This window comes from Paenibacillus woosongensis (genome assembly GCF_009725165.1).
Lineage (GTDB): Bacteria > Bacillota > Bacilli > Paenibacillales > Paenibacillaceae > Fontibacillus > Fontibacillus woosongensis.
In genome coordinates this window covers 303,646-324,323 of the sequence record NZ_WNZW01000002.1, presented here as the reverse complement: position 1 = coordinate 324,323, position 20,678 = coordinate 303,646, and the positions used below count along the sequence as shown (strand labels likewise).

Here is a 20,678-nt window from a genome sequence, read left to right as displayed (position 1 = left end):
CAAAAAGAGAATGGATTGCAAGTAAAGATTGGACGCAAGATGCAGATAATCTCGGATCCGGGTGTAACTTACCGTCCCAAAAGGATAAACTAGAAATAACTTTACGATTATAAAGAGAAGATAAGGGAGAACGACTGTGGAAATAACGACCAAACTCGTAAGCAAGAAACTGCTGACTCCGACTTTCATTAGCCTATGGATCATTATGTTCCTGGTGGAGTTCGTAAAGGGAGCATTAATCGTATCAATTTTACCTGTGTACATGGGGGATGTACTGCATCTTAGCGCGTTCGCAATCGGATTATCCTTCTCGCTTCAGTATATCGGCGACAACGTGTTTCGCAGCCCGGCTGGCTGGTTCATTGAGCGGGTCGGTTTCAGGCTGACGATGATGCTGGGGCTCTTGCTGACGTTTTTTGCCGTCCTGATCATCGCCATGGCGGATAAAGTGGGCATGATTGTCCTGGGGTGCGCGCTGATCGGCATCGGCACCGCTCCGCTATGGCCATGCGTTCTGATGGGCATCTCCGCCGTTACGCGCGAGAATAACAATTTCGGCACAGCGATGGGCGTCATTCAAATCTCCAGCTTAGGCGGGACAGGCTTAGGCCCGGTCATTATTAATTTTTTCGTGGACGGCTCGTATCGGCCGGTCTTCTGGGTTCTGCTTGCTTTGATGGGAATCGTGGTCATTGTGTCTTTGTTCCTGCCGGGGAAAAGCAAGATGAAGAGCAGGCCGGATGCGGCGGGACAACCATCGGAGGAGCCTTCTCCTTGGGAAGGCGGAATCAAGGGAGTGCTCAACAATGTCCGCCAATCGATCCGCCATATTAAAGAGAATCTCCATGTCAGCCGGTTATTGTTCCCGGCGCTTTTCCTGCAGACCTTCGCGATTGGGCTGCTGACCCCGGTCATCACCTTGTACGTGCGGACAGAGCTTGATTTATCACCGGAAGCCTTCAGCGCCCTGCTCGTTACCGGAGGGGGGATCACTGTGATCGGCCTAATTCCGATCGGCCGGCTGGTGGACCGTTTCGGGACAAAATGGTTTTTGCATATCGGCTTCGCGCTCTCTTCCGTAGCGATCGGGCTGTTTGCCGTAACCCGCTCCATTTCTCTCGTCTGGATCCTCGTCATTCTCATCGGGATCAGCTATGCGTGCATTTTGCCGACATGGGATACGATGATCTCTCATATGCTTCCCGAGGGGGAGAAGGGGACCGTGTGGGGCCTGTTCTTAACAGTGCAGGGATCAGGGATGGTCGTAGGACCGATCGTCTCCGGCAAAATGTGGGACATGCTCGGCCCTTCAGCGCCGTTTATGGCTAGCGCCATTGTGATGGGCATCCTGTTCTTTGTCCATATTATCATATCCCGGCATAAAAGCAGCCTTCCCCGAGTGTAAGGGGAAGGCTGTTTTACGTTTTAGAAGGATCCTTTGTAGAGCGGCAGTAACGTCTCGAAGGTTTGTTCGATCTTATGGGTAAGCCCCTCGCCATCTTGAAGAAGGGGGTGATCGCGATCGAGGCGCAGTCCGCACAGCAGCTCGGATTTTTTCACGGTTTTGAGCTTGCCGGCCATTTGCAGCAGGGCCTCCTTATTCATCTCCCCGTGGAGCGTCCCCTCAGGCTTCATATGGTCGGTCGACCAGTAGAAATCAGCCGGCACAAGCTTGTCTACTTTGGCTGTATGCTTCTCCAAATACCGGGCGATCGTTTCCTTGTTCGGGCTTTCATAAATAACCGCAAAAATGATGAACAGATGGGTGGAGAACATCCCTACCTGAAAATGCGGCAGCGCTTTGTAGCCGCGTTTGCTGCTGCTCCAGGCAATCCACGTATCCTCGGGCGGATTGATTGTCCGTCTCGCGTGCTTCGCGACATGCGGGAACATCTCTTCACCGCACAGGGCCGACAAGTAAGGAGCAAGCGTTCCTCCAAGCGTTTCGAGCTTGGGGCGGATATTCGCGATGATCGCTTCCATCCGCGGCTCAAGCCCTGGTACGGTCAAGCTATCGAAATCTTGGCTGTGAAAGCCGGTAAAATTCATCATGGTAACCTCCAGCAGAAAGCTTGTTTTTCTATGGGCCACTATCGGCCGTTACTCGCAGTATAACACTTTTTCAGCCCATTCTGCTTCACAATGGGCCTATAGCGGGTAAAAATAATCAATAATCCAAGTTACCTCTACATAAGATGAAGTATAAGATAAGGTAAGGAGGGAGTGCCGTGAATAAAAGTTACGAGGTAGAATACTGCAATCTGGAACTCCGTTTCGACCGCCGGCACATTCAGCAGCTGATTCGCGATCTGATTCAGGACGGATATTCGCTGTACTGGAGTGAGAACGAATCGATCTTTATTATTTCCGTACGCACTGGACGCAAATTGACCAAGTTGCGTTTTCAGCGTCTCGCGAAAGGATACAAGCTGGCAGGCGATTATGTCATTAAGGATGCCAAGCTGGCGGAATGGTTCGAGAAGCTGATCGGGGACTTGCGCGGCCATGCGGTCGTCAAACGGTTCAAAGACCGGCAAATATTAATCGAGAGCATCTTGTTTGGCGAGGTCATCCGTTTGGTGGAAATTACCGGGATGGAGCATCGGGTTATTTTTCAAAAAGGCCCCATGCTTGACATGGAGCAAGTCGCGGAGCTGCTGGCCTCGCAATCAGCGGAGCAGCAGATCGAGAGCCTGCAGAAGAAGCTGGACGAAGAACTGGATCATTTGTATGATGCTATGAAATCCGGCGACGAAAAGCTGATCGAGGACTGCAAAGAGAAGCTGCGCAAGCTTCGTATTCAATTAATCCAACTGGAGTGGTAACAGAGACAATGCGAATATCAAACAAGGATTGAAACGGCTCTTTCGGATTAGGGGAAGGGCCGTTTTTAAATATAAAATGAGAGTTGGATGAAGGGGTTCACTTCTGTACTTCAAAGAGTTAAAATGATATTATTGAAAAAAATATAGAATGCAAAGGATGGAGACCATGTCGAAACAACAAATTGGCGTTATCGGCCTTGCCGTTATGGGTAAGAACCTTGCCCTAAATATTGAAAGCAGAGGGTTCACCGTCTCGGTGTATAACCGCTCCCCTGAGAAGACTCACGATATGCTCGCGAACGAAGCGAAGGGCAAAAACGTGGTTGGTACATTCTCGGTTGAAGAATTTGTCAACTCCCTGGAAGTTCCCCGTAAAATCCTGATCATGGTACAAGCAGGTCCAGCTACCGACGCAACGATCGAGCAGCTCCTTCCTTACCTGGATCAAGGCGATATCATTATCGATGGAGGCAATGCCTACTTCCCGGATACGCAGCGCCGCAGCAAAGAGCTTGAAGCCAAAGGCTTCCGCTTTATCGGCACAGGAGTATCCGGCGGTGAGGAAGGCGCACTGAACGGCCCTTCGATCATGCCTGGCGGCCAGGAAAGTGCATATAAATTAGTCGAGCCGATTCTTACGGCCATTTCCGCTAAAGTGAACGGCGATCCATGCTGTACATATATCGGTCCAGACGGTGCAGGCCACTATGTCAAGATGGTGCATAACGGAATTGAGTATGGCGATATGCAGCTGATCGGCGAAGCCTACCACCTGCTCAAGGACGTGCTTGGCTTGGATGCCAAGGAACTGCATGAAATTTTCACCGAGTGGAACAAAGGCGAACTGGACAGCTACTTGATCGAGATTACTGCGGACATCTTCTCGCAATACGATAAAGAGACCGGCAAACCGATGGTCGATGTCATTCTAGACGCTGCCGGACAGAAGGGAACAGGCAAATGGACAAGCCAAAGCGCTCTTGACCTTGGCGTGCCGTTGTCCATGATTACAGAATCTGTATTCTCCCGCTTCTTGTCCGCGATGAAGGAAGAGCGCGTTGCCGCAAGCAAAATTTTGAGCGGTCCGGCTGCCAGCTCTTTTGACGGCGACAAACAGGAGTTCATTGAAAATGTTCGCAAAGCGCTGTTCGCCAGCAAGATCGTATCCTACGCTCAAGGCTTTGCACAAATGAGAGCAGCTTCCGACGAGTATGGCTGGGATTTGAAATACGGCAACATCGCGATGATTTTCCGCGGCGGCTGCATTATCCGTTCCCAGTTCCTGCATAACATCAAGGAAGCTTACGACCGTGATCCTGGCCTGAAGAACTTGCTTCTCGATCCTTACTTCAAGAACATCGTGGAAACATATCAGGATGCATGGCGCCAAGTGATCTCGGCAGCGGTCTCCCGCGGCATTCCGGTTCCGGGCTTCTCCAGCGCATTGTCCTACTACGACAGCTACCGTACGGAGCGCCTGCCAGCCAACCTGCTGCAAGCGCAGCGCGACTACTTTGGGGCGCATACGTTCAAACGCGTCGACAAAGAAGGCGTATTCCATCATCAATGGTTCTAATCAACTGATTCATAAGGCGTCAAGAGCGGTGTTGCTCTTTGGCGCCTTTTTTTGAATATTTAGCGATGAGATGTGCCGAAATGCAGGCTCCTGTGTTATGATATGAAAAAGTTTGCCATCAGCACAGGAATAAAGTAGGTGAAATATTGAGTGGAAAGAGAAACAATATTATACTGGTAGGAATGATGGGCACAGGCAAGTCGACGGTAGGAGCCGTTCTTGCCGAAATGGCCGGCTATCGCCTGATCGATCTCGATCAACAGATCGAAGAGGAGGCGAAGTGCACAATTCCCGAATTGTTTGCCAATTACGGCGAGCCCTACTTCCGGGATATGGAGTCGGCATTGCTGAGCCGGGTTCTGCAAGAAGGCGGGGTAGTGCTGGCGACTGGCGGCGGGGCCGTCCTGCGCGAAGTGAACCGCTCCACCATGCTGGAAAAGGGCTGGGTTGTTGCCCTTACCGCCGATCTGGAGAGCATCCTGAGGCGCGTTGGCGAGGATCCGGGCAGGCCGCTGCTTGCCGGAGGGGCGAGGGAGAGACTGACCGTCCTCCTGGAAGAGCGCAAGCATGCTTATGATTTCGCTCACGTCAAAATCGATACCACGGGTAAAACTCCGGACGTCTTAGCGTCTGAGATTTTAATGCATTACCGCGGTTAATCAAAATAACATTTGATGAAAAAGGAGAATATAAATGGACGTTATCGTTAGACCAACGCCCGAGCTTAGCGGCGAAATCGGGGCGCTATCATCAAAAAATTATACAACGCGCTATCTGCTCGTTGCCGCGCTAGCCGAAGGGACGAGCACCATATACTATCCTGCGCACAGCGAGGACAGCGATGCTATGCGCCGCTGTATTGCCGACCTTGGGGCGGTGCTGGAGGAGGATGAGGAGAAAATCGTCATTACGGGCTTTGGCCGGAAGCCGAAGGATGTTAAGGAATTGAACGTAGGCAACGCCGGAGCCGTACTGCGGTTTCTGATGGGCATCGCCGCGCTGTGTCCTGAGGTGACCTTCGTTAACACTTATCCTGATTCCCTGGGCAAACGTCCGCATGACGATTTGATTACGGCTCTGAAGCAGCTTGGCGTCGAGGTCGACCATCAGGAAGGACGGCTGCCGATCACTATTCGCGGCGGCAATCCGAAGGGCGGCAAGATCACCGTATCTGGCGCGGTCAGCTCGCAGTATTTGAGCGCCCTCTTGTTCCTGACCCCTCTGCTGGAGGAGGACAGCGAAATTGAAGTGCTGGACGATTTGAAATCGAAGGTCGTTGTCGGCCAAACGCTGGAAGTGCTGGAGCAGGCGGGAATCATCATCCATGCCAGCGACGATTACATGAGCTTCAAGGTTCCTGGCCGCCAGAGCTATCAGGCGAAGACCTACACGGTTCAGGGCGATTATCCGGGCTCGGCGGCCATTCTGGCGGCAGCTGCGGTAACGAAGTCCGATGTGAAGGTGCATCGTCTCGCCGAGCGCAGCAAACAGGGCGAGCGCGCGGTTGTGGATGTCCTGCAAATGATGGACGTACCGCTGACCCATGTGAACGATACAGTTCACGTTCAAGGCAATGGCCGCCTGCGTCCGGTAGAGTTCGATGGTGATGCAGCGACCGATGCGGTGCTGGCTATGGTGGCCGCTGCAGTGTTTGCCGAAGGAACGTCCCGTTTCTATAACGTAGAGAATTTAAGGTACAAGGAATGCGATCGGATTACGGATTATTTGAACGAGCTGAGGAAAGCCGGCGCGAACGTAGAGGAGCGCCAGGCCGAGATCATCGTGCACGGCCGTCCAAGCGGGCTTGAGGGGGGCGTCGAGATCAACGCCCACTACGATCACCGCGTCATTATGGCTTTGACTATTGTCGGCCTGCGCTGCCGCGAGCCGCTGGTCATCAAGGACGCCCATCACGTCGCCAAATCGTATCCGCAATTTTTCGATCATATGAAGGCGCTTGGCGCTCAGGTAGAATGGGTATAACAAGATAGAGCAGGGCATACTATGGAAATTCGAGAGGAGGATTCAGCCATGGCTTTTGAAAATCCCAGCCGCGAGGAAATCAAGGAAATTTTGGAGCATGCGGGCAATATCGCCGTCGTCGGGCTGTCCGACAAGCCGGACCGCACGTCCTACATGGTAGCCCAAGCGATGCAAAGCAACGGTTACCGCATTATTCCAGTGAACCCGGCGGTAAGCGGGCAGATTCTCGGCGAACAGGTGTATGCTTCTTTGGCGGACGTTCCTGAGCCGATCGACATCGTAAACGTATTTCGGCGCAGCGAACATACGCCGGAGGTGGCCCGTGAAGCGGTTGCGGCCCGTGCCAAGGTGCTGTGGCTCCAGCAGGGAATCATCAGCGAGGAGGCGGCGCAGATCGCCGAGCAGGGCGGCCTGAAGGTGATCATGGACCGGTGTATCAAGGTAGAGGACAGCATATTGCTCGGCAAGAGCCGGCAATAATCCCTAAGGAGAGGACCTGAATTCTGCGGGTCCTCTTTTTTGTTTTAGCTGGACAGGTTTAATTTCCTTTGACAAATTTGCAAGCCTAGGATTACCATAATAGTGCGAACCCGAATTACTTCGTGAATAAAGATAAATATTATAGAGAGATGTATCCTATAACAGAGCAGGATATAGGGGGTCTAAACATGATACAGGGCGTCGCTGCAGCAGCGGGCGTAGCCATCGGCAAGGCATTCGTGCTGCCTGCCTGGGAATGGGATTTGCCGGACCGCCAGATGGATAAGGTGGATTTGGCCGCAGAGTTTGAGAGACTGTATGAAGGCATACGTACATCCAAGACGGAAATCGAAGTGATGAAAAATGAAGTCAAGGAAGCGGTAGGGGTTGAGGAGTCGAGCATTTTTGACGCCCATTTGGCCATTTTGGAGGATCCCGTATTCATGAGCGAAATCCGCGGGATCATCGAACGTCAGTACAAGGCGGCGGAAGTTGCCGTCAAAGAAGCAACGGATCATTTTGTCACCATGTTTGATTTGCTTGATGATGAGTACATGAAGGAGCGGGCGCTTGATATCAAGGATGTCGGCAATCGCTTGCTGAAGCATTTGCTCGGTACGCCCGACATTACGCTGCCGGCCGATACCCAGCCCTATATATTGGTGGCCAAGGAATTGTCGCCTTCCCAGCTTGTACATATGAATCCAGATAATGTGCTGGGCATGGTTACGATGGCTGGGGGCAAGACCTCGCATTCGGCGATTATGGCCCGGGCTCTAGGGATTCCCCTTGTGTCCGGACTGGAGCAGAAGCTTGGAACGCCGCTGAAGACGGGCGATATGCTTGTCGTTGACGGCGACGAAGGACTTATTTATGTTGAACCTGATCAGGAAATTATAGACCGCTACACGGAATTGGCCGAAATCCAGCGGAAGCGCAAGGAGCAGCTGCAGCTGCTGGCAACGGTCGAAGCTATTACACGGGACGGCGTCCGCTTTCGGCTGGCGGGCAATATCAGCTCCGTCAAGGATTTGGAGCAGGTGCTTCATTACGGCGCCGAAGGTGCGGGATTGTTCCGCACGGAGTTCCTCTATATGGATCGTCCCAGCTTTCCATCGGAAGATGAGCAGTTCGATATTTACCGGCAGGTTGCCGAGAAGGCAGGCCGCTATTCCGTCGTGATTCGCACGCTCGACATTGGCGGAGATAAGCAGCTGGAATATTTCGAGCTGCCGGAGGAGGATAACCCCTTCCTCGGTTACCGGGCCATCCGCATCAGCTTGAACAGCAAAGAAATGTTCAAAACCCAGCTGACCGCCATCCTTCGTGCCAGCGCCTACGGAAGCTTGAAAATCATGCTGCCGATGATTTCCTCGCTGGAGGAGGTGCGCCAGGCGAAGCAAATTTTGGCCGAGGCCAAGTCCGATCTCGACCAGCGCGGCATCGCCTACGACGACGGCATACCGGTCGGCGTCATGATTGAAGTACCGGCTGCGGCAGCGATCGCCGATCTTTTGGCCAAGGAAGCTGATTTCTTCAGCATTGGCACGAATGATCTGGTGCAGTACGTTCTGGCTGTCGACCGGATGAACGAGACGATCGCCCATATGTACCAGCCATTTCATCCTGCGGTGCTTCGCCTGCTGCGCCAGGCGATTACGGCGGCGCAGGACGCGGGGATTCCGGTCAGTGTCTGCGGAGAACTTGCCGGAGACGAGAAAGCTATCCCGATCTGGCTATATCTGGGCGTCCGCGATCTGAGCATGTCCCCGCAATCGCTGTTAAGAGTGAAGCACCGGATATTGAATGCCGAAGCTTCCGCCGGGCGGGAAGCCGGGGCGAACTGCTTCCGGCTTGCGACCGGCGCCGAGGTGGAGGCAGAGCTGACGCGTTTTGCCGAAAGCTGTGTGTGGCAGAACCATTAAATACAAGAAGAACCGCATAGGGAGAGCAGCGGGCTCCTTCCCTTGCGGTTCTTTTTTGTCTTCAGCAGCACTTTAGGGTCAGGGGAATGGGTTACGCTTTCGCCAGCGCATCGACGAATGCTTTGCCGTACGGCGGCAGATCCGGCGGACGGCGGGCTGAGATGATATGCCCGTCCACGACGACGGCTTCATCCTTCCAAATCGCGCCTGCGTTTTCCATATCGTCGCGGATTCCCGGCGTCGACGTAACTGTAACGCCCTGTAGAATTTTAGCGGATATCAGCACCCAGCCGGCGTGGCAGATTTGGCCAATCGGCTTCTTGGCCGCATGAAGTTCTTTGATCATTTCCAGCACCTTGTCATAACGGCGCAGCTTGTCCGGGGCCCAGCCGCCCGGAACGAGGATGCCGTCGTAGTTTTTGGCATCGATTTCCTCGAAGCTATATTCCGCTTCGGCAGGCACGCCGTACTTGCCGATGTATTTTTTGCCTTTCTCCGGTCCGACGAGATGAACCTCGGCACCTTCCTCGCGAACCCGATAAATCGGGTACCACAGCTCCAAATCCTCGAATTCCTCATCTACTAAAGCGATAACTCTTTTACCAGTAAGTCTCAATATGGACGCCTCCTGTTCTCGATCGGTCTTGACGAAAATCGTTTTCGATATTTTAATTGTATCAAAAATAAAGTTATTTTTCATATGGCCATCGCCGCAGCCTAGGCGAGATTCCTTGCCAGTCAAGGAAATTACAAGCATTTACATCCCCGAAAAGGAGAATATCCCTTAAGGGTCGAATACATCATTCAACGGACGGCGGGCAAGTAAAAGTAAATTGAAAATGATTTGTAAGAAGAGGTGGTACTGTGCGCAAGCTGTGTCATTGCGGGCAAGAAATGAGCCTCGATTTTAGAGTGCTCATTTTTGAAGGGATTATCGAGATTGACAGAGTACCGGTATTCGAATGCGAGCAATGCAGTCATTACGAGGTGCTTCCAGCCATAAAACCGGATCTGCTTGCTTTGCTGGCGGAACTGAAGGCGAGCCGGGAGCAGGGGCTCGTGCTTTTTAATGAAGTGAGCGAACTGGCAGACGTAATGTACGGCATTTACCGGACATGGAGCGAGACCGAGTCACCATCTTTTGAATCGCTTCTCGACCAGAAATGCAAGGAGCGCATCAACCTGCTGCTGGATGTGTATGGATGCGCCAAAGGAATGGAAGACCAGGATTGGATGGAGGACATTTCCAAAAGATTGGCTCAAATATCTGACTTTGTAAATAACAGTCAGTTTTCAAGAACAAATTAAGGGCGGTTCCTGGCAAAAGTACTGCAATGAGTTGTGTTTAACGTCTTTTTTTTGTTAAGATAACAAAAGAGTAATGTTAAGTATGCCTTGTCGGAAAAAGGGGATGGATATATTATGGCTGCTTTGAAAAGAATAACTTCCATAGAAGAGCTTGCCCAGGCTATGGAAGATTCAGCGCACAGGCCGTTTTTGTTATTCAAACATAGTACCCGTTGCCCCATCAGTTCGGGAGCACACCGGGAATTCGATGCATACTTAAATCATAATCCCAACGAAGCTGTAAACTACGGTGTGATATACGTTGTCGAAGACAGGGCCGTCGCCGATGCGGCTGCCGAGCGCCTTGGAGTGAAGCATGAATCCCCTCAAGCCATACTGGTCAAAAACGGACAAGCCGTTTGGCACACTTCCCATTCCGACATAACTTTAGAAGCCCTAGAGGGAATTCTAGCCGAATGAAGCGCGAACATTGCACAAAGTAAAATTTTGTCGTATCATAAACCTAATTGGAGCTTGAAAATTACGGGATGAATGAGTGAAAATCTATTGGCAATGGAGAGAAGAATGTGACGGTTACCATTTATGATGTGGCACGTGAAGCAGGCGTCTCAATGGCCACGGTTTCAAGGGTTGTCAACAACAACCCCAATGTGAAACCGCAAACCCGGAAAAAAGTATACGAAGCAATTGAACGATTGGGATATCGTCCGAATGCGGTTGCAAGAGGCCTTGCGAGCAAGAAGACGACTACGGTTGGCGTAGTCATTCCGGACATCTCAAATTCAATTTTCGCTGAAATCGCCCGGGGTATTGAAGACATCGCTAACATGTACCACTATAACATTATTTTATGTAATGCGGACAAGAAGAAGGAGAAGGAAATCCGCGTCATCAACACGCTGCTCGAGAAGCAGGTGGACGGGCTTCTCTTTATGGGCGGAGCAGTGACGGAAGAGCATATGCAGGCTTTCCAGACCTCCTCTGTTCCGGTTGTGTTGTGTGCGACGAGCGATGAGAACGGGACAATTCCTTCCGTTGATATCGATCATGAGGCTGCTGCCTTCGATGCCGTCAGCACGCTGATTCGCCATGGCCATCGCGAGATTGCCATGATCAGTGGAACGCTGCAGGATCCGGCTAACGGATATGCGCGGTTCCAGGGTTACAAGCGCGCGCTCGAAACTGCGGGCATTCAGTACCAGGAGGATCTGGTGCGGATTGGCAACTACCGCTACGAATCCGGTGTCGAAGCGATGAAGTATTTCCTGGGTCTTAAGAAGCGCCCGACGGCAATCTTTGCCGCCACGGATGAAATGGCGATTGGAGCGATCCACAGCATTCAGGACGAAGGTCTCAAAGTGCCGGAGGATTTCTCTATTATTAGTGTGGACAACATTCGCATGGCTTCGATGGTTCGGCCGCAGCTGACTACGGTGGCACAGCCGATGTACGACCTTGGTGCGGTAGCGATGCGTCTGTTGACGAAATTGATGAAGAAAGAGACTGTGGAGAGCTCGAAGGTCATTTTGCCGCATGAAACGATTCTTCGCTTGTCGGTCAGCCATGTATAATCGGCTGGACTGATTCATCAATTATAGATAGAGAAGAAGATTAAAGACAAATATATGAAAAAGGTTATACGGAAAAAGCTCCTGCTCAGGAGCTTTTTTTAGGGGAAAAAAAGAGGAGGAGATCGTTATGGCCGCAACAATCGGGCTGATGGGCGCCATGGATGAAGAAATCGCTCTGCTGCTGGAGCAGGTAGAGGGGCAGAACACGGTCATACATGCCGGAATCAGCTTTGTGACCGGACAGCTGCACGGCAAAGAGGTTGTCGTATGCAAGTCGGGCGTCGGCAAAGTCAATGCCGCTGCAACGACGCAGGTGCTGGTGGATCGGTTCGGAGCTGACACGATACTGTTTACAGGAGTGGCAGGTGCGGTTCACCCCGAGCTTAACATCGGGGATATCGTGATTTCCTCTTCATGCCAGCAGCATGACATGGACGTTACTCCGCTCGGCTTTGCCCGCGGCATGATTCCTTATCAGGACGTTTCGGATTTTCAGGCAGACAAGAAATTGATCCGTCTGGCGGAAGAGGCCTGCTCCAAACTGTGCGAGGACAACAACTTTATCGTAGGCAAGGTGCTGTCTGGCGACCAGTTCATTTCCGATTATGATTATGTCCGCGAGCTTCACGAGACGATGGACGGCGCCTGCGTGGAGATGGAAGGGGCGGCTGTAGCCCAAGTATGCCATATGAATGGAGTGCCTTACGTCATTCTCCGCTCGATGTCCGACAAGGCCGATGGTACGGCGGACGTCAATTTCGCCGAATTTACGGTGCTCGCTGCCCGGCATTCGTTTGAAATTTTAAACGAGATGGTCGCCGGCCTGAACCGTTAATTAGATTTCAGGGAAATCCTGCAGCGCAACCGCGAGGCTCTCGCGGTTTTTTGCCGTGATTTCGGCCCTGCGGGGAATCCCTTCCCAATGGGTCAAATCATCGAGCCATTCGGCCGGAAGGCTTACCGAGCTCTGTTCCTGCCAACGCTCAATCCACGTTTGGGGGAGCCGGGTGCGGGGACGCTGCTCCAGGGAACGCTTTAGCGGGTGATCGGTCATCTCCAGCCACAGCAGGCTCCATGCCCGGGGAACGACGCGCCAGATGTCATATCCGCCGCCGCCTACGGCAACCCAGCGCCCGCTGCAGTACGTATGGGCCAGGCTGTGTATGATGGCGGGCATTTCGTTATAGATGGCCATGCTGCACTGCATATGAGAGAGCGGGTCGAGCGCATGCGCATCGCAGCCATGCTGGCTGATGATAAGATCCGGTTTGAAATATTCCGTCAAGCGGAGGATCGACTGCTCGAAGCATTCCATCCAGGAGGCATCCTCCGTATACGGCTGAAGTGGAATGTTGACGCAGGTTCCATAGCCCTGGTGCTCGCCCCTCTCTTGCACGAAGCCAGTTCCCGGGAATAAATACTTTCCGGTCTCGTGGATGGAATAGGTGCATACTTCAGGATCGGAATAGAAGCTCCACTGCACCCCGTCACCATGGTGCACGTCCGTATCGATATAAAGCACACGTGCCTGGTAGCGCTGCCGAACATAGGCGATAGCCACGGAGACGTCATTGTAGACGCAGAAGCCCGCTGCTTTAGCAGAGAGGGCGTGATGCAGGCCGCCGCCCAGATGCAGGGCATGATCGCAGCGTCCGGACATGACCGCCTCGCAGGCCGTAATCGAGCCCCCGGCAACATAGGCAGCAGCCTCATGCATGCCTGGGAAGAAGGGCGTATCGTCGTCGTCCAGCCCGTACTGCGCTGCCCGCTCCAGCCAATCAGGACCTGGATTTGTGCTTAGCGCTTTTACAGCCTCTATATAAGCCGGCTGGTGAACCTGCAGCAGCTCTTCTTCTGTGGCCGGCCGCGACGTCAGCATCGCTGTAGGGGCTAGCGCACCCGCTTCGGCAAGAAGATCGAGCGTTAATCTAAGCCGGAGGGGATGAAAAGGATGGCTGTCGTGAAAATGATAATTCATGGCTTTATCGTGATGAATCAATAAAGCGCTTCCAGTCATGGGCGCCACTCTCCTTGCTCTTGTGTCATCATCTGCATGAGCATTAATACATGAACCGCTGCTGAAAGCGAATGCGGTCAAATTGCTCTTCAGATTCCAGCGGGACATCTTTTCCGATGCGGACCATCAGGCAGTTTGCCGGATGGGAGCAAATTTCCGGGTCATCGGTAGCGTACCAGACCATATCGACCGTTTTCATGAGCCGCTCCATCATTTTCCGGTAGTCCCATACGCTAAGTCCGCTGCTTTTCAAATCCCAATGCCAGTAATATTCGGTCGTAAATACGATGTAGCGCTCCATCTGCTCCTGCTCGAATGCTGTCCGGATCATTTTCGAGCCGAGTCCTAGCGAGCGGTAGTCGTTGGCTACCTCAATCGCCCCCAGTTCAATGAGATCGGGCATATTTCCCTGAGACCAGCGTTCCATTTCATCCGGATAATGAAACGTGACGTAACCGACGATTGTGTCCTGCTCCCTTGCGATGATAATGCGTCCTTCCGGGAGTCCCGCGATTTCGATCAACGCCTCATGCTGGTCCTTGGGTCTGCGAAAAGCATCGAGTTCCTCATGCATTTGAAAGTGCTGCAGGAGCTCCGGCGAAACCGGGCCCTCAATGACGATTTCGCGGCCTCCACTAGATACGGTATGGCGGATATGCGTTTTCCGATGTTCCATTTTCGCCGCCTCCTTTGCTCGTTCCCCTCACTTATAACAGAAAAATGAAAATTTGAAAAGTATAGCCCCTCATAAAAGCGTGTGATATAATGTATTCCGACATAAAACATTCATAATTAACTCTTGACATCCCGCTGCACACTGCATGACTAATTACACACTGGCCCTCATGAACAAGTGGATACCGCTTCAAACTATGCCATTAGGTTGACAGCATTAATCCGCACTATGAAATCCGCCGACGTGTATCCGTTTTCATGATTTGAATTTGCTTATTAATGGGTGCTTAAAGACAGATTCAAGGGAGGATGAAACAATGAGTCAGCTGCAAGGTGAGATTATTTCGGAGGTAGCCCCCTCGTCCAATTTGGGGAACTATGAGGAGGCTTACGCCAAATTCGATTGGGCCGAAGTGGAGAAGCAATTCTCCTGGTATGATACGGGCCGCGTCAATATGGCTTATGAAGCGATCGACCGCCACGTGGATGCGGGAAAAGGCAGCCGTACGGCTCTGCTGTTCAGTGATTCGAACAGGAATGAATCCTATACGTATGAAGAACTGAGTACGCTGTCCAACAAATTTGCGAATGTACTGCGCAGCTATGGCATTGGTAAGGGCGACCGTGTTTTCGTCTTTATGCCGAGAAGCCCTGAGCTGTATATCTCCGTACTCGGTACACTCAAGGTAGGTGCGGTCGTAGGGCCGCTCTTCGAAGCTTTTATGGAAACGGCGGTCAAGGACCGGCTGGAGGACAGCGGCGCGGTAGCCATCGTCACGACGCCTGCGCTGCTGCATCGCGTCAAGCGGAACGAGCTGCCCGAGCTGAAGCATGTGTTCCTGGTCGGCGAGGATCTTCCGCAGGAAGCGGGGCTGATCGACCTGCTGGCCGAGCTGGAGAAGGCCGCACCGGAGACCGAAATCCAATGGGTCGACCGCGAGGACGGGATGATCCTGCACTATACATCGGGTTCTACGGGAAAACCTAAGGGTGTATACCACGTTCATAACGCGATGATTCAGCATTATCATACAGGCAGGGTTGTTCTGGATCTGAAGGAAGGCGATATTTACTGGTGTACGGCCGATCCGGGCTGGGTGACGGGGACCTCCTACGGGATATTCGCACCTTGGCTGCTTGGGGTTACGAATGTTGTGCGCGGAGGACGCTTCAGTCCCGGTGACTGGTATGATACGATTCAGCAGAACAAAGTAACAGTCTGGTACAGTGCGCCGACGGCATTCCGGATGTTGATGGGAGCAGGGGAAGACATCATCGGCCAATACGATCTGTCTTCGCTGAGACATGTCCTATCCGTCGGCGAGCCGCTGAATCCTGAGGTCGTACGCTGGGGACACAGAGTATACGGGCTGCGCATTCATGATACATGGTGGATGACGGAAACCGGCGGACAACTGATCTGCAACTACCCATCGATGCCGCTGAAGCCGGGCTCCATGGGCAAGCCGGTTCCGGGCATCGAAGCCGCGATTATCGACGATAACGGCAAGATTCTGCCGCCTAACCGGATGGGAAATCTGGCCATCCGTACACCTTGGCCGGCCATGATGCGGTTAATCTGGAACAACGCTCCAAAATATGAGGAGTATTTCCGGGTTCCGGGGTGGTACATTTCCGGCGACACGGCTTATATGGACGAAGACGGCTATTTCTGGTTCCAGGGCCGGATTGACGACGTCATCAATTCCTCCGGGGAGCGAATCGGCCCATTTGAGGTGGAGAGCAAGCTGCTGGAGCATCCGGCCGTTGCGGAAGCGGGCGTAATCGGCAAGCCTGACCCGACGCGGGGAGAAATCATCAAAGCGTTCATTTCGCTGCTGGATGGATACGAGCCTTCAGAGGAGCTGAAGGCAGACATCGCCCGCTTCGTGAAGGAAGGGCTGTCGGCTCATGCGGCACCACGCGAAATCGAGTTCAAGGATAAGCTGCCGAAGACGCGCTCCGGTAAAATCATGCGCCGCGTGCTCAAGGCCTGGGAGCTGAATCTTCCAACCGGGGATCTGTCGACGATTGAGGATTGATAACACGCTTTAGGCATGAAGCGATATTCATTTAATACAAGAAAAACGCCGGGATGAACCATGTCAGCCCCGGCGTTTTTCTCGTAGTCAGCCTTCAACGAATTGCCCCTTGATGGGGTCAAGATCGTTTTTAAATTTTATGCGAATCGATTTGCCCTTCCCCAGACTTGGTTGATCGGACACCTGGAAATGAATATGCGCTTCGCTGGAATTTCCGGAATTGCCGGCCAGTCCAAGCGTCTGGCCTCGTTTGACCTTTTGCCCCTCCTGCACGCTGATCGATCCTTGTTTGAAATGCGCCAAAATACTGTACTCCCCTTGATGGTTGATGATAATGTAGTTACCGGCGGCCTGCTGCTCGTTCATGGTGCCGACAGGGGCATTATCCTCCACATCGTTCACGACCTCCATGATGATGCCGTCCGCTGGAGCCAGCACCTCCTCTCCGAAAGCATGGAAGCTTTCATTTTCCGCCGGGTCCCCTTCATAGCTGCCGCCTTCCTCAACGACGATGAAATCGTAAGCATAGCGCTGGGTCTCGTAAGCGTAGTGATAATTGAAGAGCACGTTGCTGCCGCCCCAGAAGGTTAGCCATTCCCCTGTAAACGGTAAACTGTATTCTTGCTTGGTGTAATCATTATCCGCTGCGGGATAAGAGGACAGATTTACAATTTGCAGCCCCCATATGACTCCGTTCTGGTCTGTTACAGCGGAAATTCCTTTGCTGGAGGAAGGATCGATCCATACATAGTCCGTCATGCCGTTGACTGCTATCTTTGATTGCATCACAAACGTATCATTAGCCCCAAAGAAAGATTGCGACAGCTCTTTGATTTGCTGGATGGTTACTTGGCTTTGAAAATCGGGGCTAAGCGTGTTGTACACCTGCTTATAATGTTCGTTCTGCAAAGCCTGGGGGAGCAGATCGATACTATCCAGGATATCGGGGGATGGCTGGGTATCCTTTGATGATTGTGAATTTTGTGAATCTGGCAGGCTGCACCCTGTGAAAATGAATAATGCTACTGCGCAAATTAACAATTTTGCTTTCATATGGCGTCTCTCCTGTTCTACATCGAGTTGATCTCTTTGTCTGTAATTATAGCCGCCGGAGTTGAACGCTAGAAAAACAGGGGATTAACAGCTGCTTAAATTTATTATGCTTCTGTTAAGGTGCTGTTAAGGTTCCAGAAGCCATGAGACAGCAAGGATATGTTACAATGAGCACAACTATATGGAAGCACAGGGAGGACTAAAGAATGAGCCAGCCCCAAATCCTGCTGGTGGATGACGAGAAGGCAATTCTTAAATTGCTGCAGACGGTATTGGCCAAGGAAGGCTATACCGAAGTAGACTCCGTCGAGAGCGCAGAGGAGGCCATAGAGGCCTGCCGCTCCAAATCATACGATCTTATTATCTTAGACGTGATGCTGCCGGGTAAGAGCGGCTTCGAGGCAGCCCCATTCATTCGCGAATGGACAGCTGCGCCGATCCTGTTCTTGACGGCCCGTTCGACAGATTTGGACAAGCTGACTGGCTTCGCGATAGGAGGGGATGATTATATCATTAAGCCGTTCAATCCTCTTGAGGTCATCGCTCGACTGAAGGTTCATCTTAGAAGGACCACTGGATCCGGATCGCCAGGATCTCTGCCTGCAAAGAGGGCGAGTATTCAAGAAATATATGATTTTGGCTACTTCATTGTGGATGGGACCGCCAAGGAGCTTACGGTAAACGGTAGTGCTGTTGACTGCCCGGCCCAAGTCTTTCAGCTGCTTTTATTTTTATGCCGCCATCCTAATCGTGTATTTTCAAAAGACGAGCTTTATGAACGGGTTTGGGGCGAGTCTGCGTTCAGGGATGACAACACAGTTATGGTACATATTCACCGTATACGAGAGCGGATTGAGCGGAATCCTGCCAAACCAGAATTTTTGCTGACTGTGCGGGGACTGGGCTATAAGCTGGTCCGCAGAGGAGCAGAACCGTGACCATGCGCCGCCGTTTTGTCTGGATGTTCATCAGACAGTGGTTGACTGTCGGAGTTATTACGGCAATTTGCATTGTGATGATGTTTCTTTGGATCGCAGAAAAAATGACGGAACTGGATTTAAAGCGGAATTTCTCCCGCGTGGCGCTGGAATCCATCATGGACGCTTATTCGGTCCGTGAGGACGGCTCTCCGCACATTTCGCCCAGGCTGCTGAAGCAGGTGGAAGCTAATGGCGGCTGGCTTCAAGTGCTAAATGAGGATGGGGAGGCAACGAGCGCCTATTTTACACCCCCGGATGTTCCCGGAATATATAAGCCTGGTGAACTGATCGACTACTTTAACCGTCAACAGCCATTTCCTTATCGGCTCTATATATTGATTCGCCCTATTGAAGGAGAAATGGTTACGCTTCTGTATGGCGTCAAGGAGCCGCTGGACACGGCGGCGTCTGTACTAGCCGAGGGAGGTGCGGCGTTTGAACATTTAATCAGGGAGGCGCGGCAAACTGAGTCGGCCTCTGGAACCATCGTATGGCCCGAGGAGATTAGATACTCCCTGGAGGAATATAAGGCCGGCATACAGCTGCTGAGTGCTGAGGGAAAAGAGCTATTGTCGTACCGTCTGCCTTCAGGCGTCCCGCATCAATACTCTCCGCAGGAGCTCGTATTAAGATGGCAATACCCGGAACGCTATGGCATGCGCACGGAAATGAGAACGGAGAAGGACAGCGGAAGGATGTGGCTGATTCATGCTCCATATGATGCTGCTCCTGGCATCGGCTTAACACCGTTTGGCCCTACTGTCACTAGTGACAGTCAGCTCATAATGTACGGGTTCGGCAGTCTCGTGCTGATCCTATTGCTTGCTTGCGGCGGATTGGCATTGTGGCAGGGGAATAGAATCGGGCTGCCAATGCTTCATGTAATGCGATGGCTGGAGCAACTTGCGCAGCGGTATTACAAGGAGCCGGCCGACCGGCATGGCAGACCGAGCAGCAGACGGCGTTCCGGCCGCCTGAAGCACAGGTATAAAGCGTATGCTGAAGTCGTTTATTCTGTTGAGGAATTATCTCAGCAGCTGGAGCAGCATGAGTTGGAACGTGGGCAGAATGAGCGTATGCGGGAAGAATGGATTGCCGGCCTGTCCCATGACCTGAAGACGCCGCTTTCCTCCATATACGGTTATGCCCAACTGCTGCGATCCGGGCAGTACGAGTGGGACAGAGAGGAAGTTACGGACTTTGCGGCAATCATGGTGGAAAAGGCAGAATATATGGATGGCCTGATTCAGGATTTAAATTTGCTTTATCGCCTCAAGCATGCCTCTGATGCGCTGCATCTGGAATACCGCAATGTGAACGTGGTGGCGGGGGAAGCCGTTGCGCGCATTGCGGAGGATCCTGCCTGGTCGCCGTATGAATGCGAATGGATTTCTTCCTCCGAGGATATTTATTATCATGTAGATCCTCTTGCATTTCGCCGAATGATGGATAATATTATGGTCAACGCCATGCTGCATAACCCGCCAGGGACGCAATTGAAAATTCAGTTGCAGAAAGGCCCTGGATCCGGCTTCACCCTACATTTCGAAGATAACGGTAACGGCATGGATGAGGCTACCTTAAACAGTTTGTTTCAACGGTATTATCGGGGAACGCCCACGGATCGCATAACGTCAGGCAGTGGACTAGGCATGGCGATAGCTAAAGAAATCGCCGAAGCGCATGGGGGGACGGTTGAGGTGCGAAGTGCGGTGGGGCAGGGAACATTAATTACGGCAAGCTTCAGCGGAATAAGAGAGGACATCCGGCAGATCTAAGTACGATCTAGCCGAATGTCCCGGAGGCCTCGAGGATATTAGATAGATCTGAAGCCGTTAGGCAAAATGCCTGTTCTGCGAATCGCCCGAATTTCCGCCAGGCTTAGACGCCTATTGGAGCTGATGATCGATTCTGGCTCGCTGCCTGCAATAATGTCGTCTAAATCGGCGATATTGGTTAAGCCCCGAAAAACCCGGAATCTTCCTCTGAAATTCGTACGGGAGAACAGAACTAAGGTAGCCCCCGCGTTCGGAGAGAAGAAGCGCAGGCTCTCGATGTCGCCAAATGTCCGCTCTAGGTTCCGTATTCCGACATTACCGCGAACGACGAATCTGCGTCCTCTGAAATTCTCCTCTCGAAACAAGCGAAGTCTTGGAAAAACGGCTTGAGAGATCATTGCTTTACTCATGCTGTCACCTCCTTCGCGAACAGTATATGAATCTCAAAATTCGGCTGCTTGGACA

At 52.2% G+C, this 20,678-nt stretch carries 20 protein-coding genes; 14 read left to right on the top strand and 6 right to left on the bottom strand.

Going from position 1 to position 20,678, the window contains the following annotated elements; all coding sequences use genetic code 11:
• Positions 1-136 precede the first annotated feature (136 nt).
• Positions 137-1,405 carry an MFS transporter gene (locus GNP95_RS07955; protein ID WP_330163310.1) on the top strand — a complete coding sequence of 423 codons (1,269 nt, stop codon included), beginning with the start codon at positions 137-139 and terminating at the stop codon, positions 1,403-1,405.
• A 20-nt stretch (positions 1,406-1,425) separates the two neighbouring features.
• Here the strand turns inward: GNP95_RS07955 and GNP95_RS07950 are convergent, their stop codons facing one another.
• Positions 1,426-2,049, bottom strand: a complete 624-nt coding sequence (locus tag GNP95_RS07950) for a DUF1054 domain-containing protein (protein ID WP_155610320.1) — start codon at positions 2,047-2,049, stop codon at positions 1,426-1,428.
• A gap of 179 nt (positions 2,050-2,228) precedes the next feature.
• On the opposite strand from GNP95_RS07950, the gene GNP95_RS07945 reads away from it, so the two are divergent.
• From GNP95_RS07945 to ptsP, 6 genes are all read left to right on the top strand, one after another.
• A complete protein-coding gene (locus GNP95_RS07945; protein WP_330163309.1) occupies positions 2,229-2,825 on the top strand; it encodes a hypothetical protein in 597 nt (198 codons plus the stop codon).
• A 166-nt stretch (positions 2,826-2,991) separates the two neighbouring features.
• Positions 2,992-4,401 carry an NADP-dependent phosphogluconate dehydrogenase gene (gene gndA, locus GNP95_RS07940; RefSeq protein WP_155610319.1) on the top strand — a complete coding sequence of 470 codons (1,410 nt, stop codon included), beginning with the start codon at positions 2,992-2,994 and terminating at the stop codon, positions 4,399-4,401.
• Between the two features lie 146 nt (positions 4,402-4,547).
• Positions 4,548-5,060 carry a shikimate kinase gene (locus tag GNP95_RS07935; RefSeq protein WP_230873725.1) on the top strand — a complete coding sequence of 171 codons (513 nt, stop codon included), beginning with the start codon at positions 4,548-4,550 and terminating at the stop codon, positions 5,058-5,060.
• Positions 5,061-5,094: 34 nt separating this feature from the next.
• Positions 5,095-6,384 (top strand): 3-phosphoshikimate 1-carboxyvinyltransferase, encoded by a 1,290-nt coding sequence (aroA, locus tag GNP95_RS07930; protein WP_155610318.1) that lies wholly within the window; start codon positions 5,095-5,097, stop codon positions 6,382-6,384.
• 48 nt (positions 6,385-6,432) lie between these two features.
• A complete protein-coding gene (locus GNP95_RS07925; RefSeq protein WP_155610317.1) occupies positions 6,433-6,864 on the top strand; it encodes a CoA-binding protein in 432 nt (143 codons plus the stop codon).
• 188 nt (positions 6,865-7,052) lie between these two features.
• Positions 7,053-8,789: a phosphoenolpyruvate--protein phosphotransferase gene (gene ptsP, locus GNP95_RS07920; RefSeq protein WP_155610316.1), complete on the top strand. Its 1,737-nt coding sequence runs from the start codon at positions 7,053-7,055 to the stop codon at positions 8,787-8,789.
• A 91-nt stretch (positions 8,790-8,880) separates the two neighbouring features.
• Here ptsP and GNP95_RS07915 read toward each other — a convergent pair whose 3' ends face one another.
• Entirely contained in the window at positions 8,881-9,408 is a 528-nt protein-coding gene (locus GNP95_RS07915) for a type 1 glutamine amidotransferase domain-containing protein (RefSeq protein WP_330163347.1), read from the bottom strand.
• Between the two features lie 245 nt (positions 9,409-9,653).
• Here GNP95_RS07915 and GNP95_RS07910 point away from each other — a divergent pair, with 245 nt between their 5' ends.
• The 4 genes from GNP95_RS07910 to GNP95_RS07895 all read left to right on the top strand — a co-directional run bounded on the left by GNP95_RS07910 (position 9,654) and on the right by GNP95_RS07895 (position 12,503).
• A complete protein-coding gene (locus tag GNP95_RS07910; RefSeq protein ID WP_330163308.1) occupies positions 9,654-10,097 on the top strand; it encodes a hypothetical protein in 444 nt (147 codons plus the stop codon).
• A gap of 114 nt (positions 10,098-10,211) precedes the next feature.
• Positions 10,212-10,556: a bacillithiol system redox-active protein YtxJ gene (ytxJ, locus tag GNP95_RS07905; protein ID WP_155610314.1), complete on the top strand. Its 345-nt coding sequence runs from the start codon at positions 10,212-10,214 to the stop codon at positions 10,554-10,556.
• A gap of 107 nt (positions 10,557-10,663) precedes the next feature.
• Entirely contained in the window at positions 10,664-11,668 is a 1,005-nt protein-coding gene (ccpA, locus tag GNP95_RS07900) for a catabolite control protein A (RefSeq protein WP_055107543.1), read from the top strand.
• A 127-nt stretch (positions 11,669-11,795) separates the two neighbouring features.
• Positions 11,796-12,503 (top strand): 5'-methylthioadenosine/adenosylhomocysteine nucleosidase, encoded by a 708-nt coding sequence (locus tag GNP95_RS07895; protein WP_155610313.1) that lies wholly within the window; start codon positions 11,796-11,798, stop codon positions 12,501-12,503.
• Here GNP95_RS07895 and GNP95_RS07890 read toward each other — a convergent pair whose 3' ends face one another.
• Entirely contained in the window at positions 12,504-13,685 is a 1,182-nt protein-coding gene (locus GNP95_RS07890) for an acetoin utilization protein AcuC (RefSeq protein ID WP_155610312.1), read from the bottom strand.
• 43 nt (positions 13,686-13,728) lie between these two features.
• Entirely contained in the window at positions 13,729-14,361 is a 633-nt protein-coding gene (locus GNP95_RS07885; RefSeq protein ID WP_155610311.1) for a GNAT family N-acetyltransferase, read from the bottom strand.
• Between the two features lie 316 nt (positions 14,362-14,677).
• Here GNP95_RS07885 and acsA point away from each other — a divergent pair, with 316 nt between their 5' ends.
• Positions 14,678-16,402: an acetate--CoA ligase gene (gene acsA, locus GNP95_RS07880; RefSeq protein ID WP_155610310.1), complete on the top strand. Its 1,725-nt coding sequence runs from the start codon at positions 14,678-14,680 to the stop codon at positions 16,400-16,402.
• An 87-nt stretch (positions 16,403-16,489) separates the two neighbouring features.
• On the opposite strand, the gene GNP95_RS07875 is transcribed toward acsA, so the two are convergent.
• Positions 16,490-17,455, bottom strand: a complete 966-nt coding sequence (locus GNP95_RS07875) for a M23 family metallopeptidase (RefSeq protein WP_155610309.1) — start codon at positions 17,453-17,455, stop codon at positions 16,490-16,492.
• 206 nt (positions 17,456-17,661) lie between these two features.
• Here GNP95_RS07875 and GNP95_RS07870 point away from each other — a divergent pair, with 206 nt between their 5' ends.
• Together GNP95_RS07870 and GNP95_RS07865 are read left to right on the top strand one after the other, a co-directional pair.
• Positions 17,662-18,393, top strand: a complete 732-nt coding sequence (locus GNP95_RS07870) for a response regulator transcription factor (RefSeq protein ID WP_155610308.1) — start codon at positions 17,662-17,664, stop codon at positions 18,391-18,393.
• Positions 18,394-18,395: 2 nt separating this feature from the next.
• Complete coding sequence (locus tag GNP95_RS07865; protein WP_155610307.1) at positions 18,396-20,213, top strand: sensor histidine kinase; 1,818 nt, start codon at positions 18,396-18,398, stop codon at positions 20,211-20,213.
• 38 nt (positions 20,214-20,251) lie between these two features.
• Here GNP95_RS07865 and GNP95_RS07860 read toward each other — a convergent pair whose 3' ends face one another.
• Positions 20,252-20,623 carry a hypothetical protein gene (locus tag GNP95_RS07860; RefSeq protein ID WP_155610306.1) on the bottom strand — a complete coding sequence of 124 codons (372 nt, stop codon included), beginning with the start codon at positions 20,621-20,623 and terminating at the stop codon, positions 20,252-20,254.
• Positions 20,624-20,678: the final 55 nt, after the last annotated feature.

Bases quoted from the DNA above. Each gene is read 5' to 3' on its own strand.
- GNP95_RS07950 (WP_155610320.1), bottom strand. From the start codon at position 2,049: ATGAATTTTACCGGCTTTCACAGCCAAGATTTCGATAGCTTGACCGTA.
- gndA (WP_155610319.1), top strand. From the start codon at position 2,992: ATGTCGAAACAACAAATTGGCGTTATCGGCCTTGCCGTTATGGGTAAG.
- aroA (WP_155610318.1), top strand. From the start codon at position 5,095: ATGGACGTTATCGTTAGACCAACGCCCGAGCTTAGCGGCGAAATCGGG.
- GNP95_RS07925 (WP_155610317.1), top strand. From the start codon at position 6,433: ATGGCTTTTGAAAATCCCAGCCGCGAGGAAATCAAGGAAATTTTGGAG.
- ptsP (WP_155610316.1), top strand. From the start codon at position 7,053: ATGATACAGGGCGTCGCTGCAGCAGCGGGCGTAGCCATCGGCAAGGCA.
- ytxJ (WP_155610314.1), top strand. From the start codon at position 10,212: ATGGCTGCTTTGAAAAGAATAACTTCCATAGAAGAGCTTGCCCAGGCT.
- GNP95_RS07895 (WP_155610313.1), top strand. From the start codon at position 11,796: ATGGCCGCAACAATCGGGCTGATGGGCGCCATGGATGAAGAAATCGCT.
- GNP95_RS07890 (WP_155610312.1), bottom strand. From the start codon at position 13,685: ATGACTGGAAGCGCTTTATTGATTCATCACGATAAAGCCATGAATTAT.
- GNP95_RS07885 (WP_155610311.1), bottom strand. From the start codon at position 14,361: ATGGAACATCGGAAAACGCATATCCGCCATACCGTATCTAGTGGAGGC.
- acsA (WP_155610310.1), top strand. From the start codon at position 14,678: ATGAGTCAGCTGCAAGGTGAGATTATTTCGGAGGTAGCCCCCTCGTCC.
- GNP95_RS07875 (WP_155610309.1), bottom strand. From the start codon at position 17,455: ATGAAAGCAAAATTGTTAATTTGCGCAGTAGCATTATTCATTTTCACA.
- GNP95_RS07870 (WP_155610308.1), top strand. From the start codon at position 17,662: ATGAGCCAGCCCCAAATCCTGCTGGTGGATGACGAGAAGGCAATTCTT.
- GNP95_RS07865 (WP_155610307.1), top strand. From the start codon at position 18,396: ATGCGCCGCCGTTTTGTCTGGATGTTCATCAGACAGTGGTTGACTGTC.
- GNP95_RS07860 (WP_155610306.1), bottom strand. From the start codon at position 20,623: ATGAGTAAAGCAATGATCTCTCAAGCCGTTTTTCCAAGACTTCGCTTG.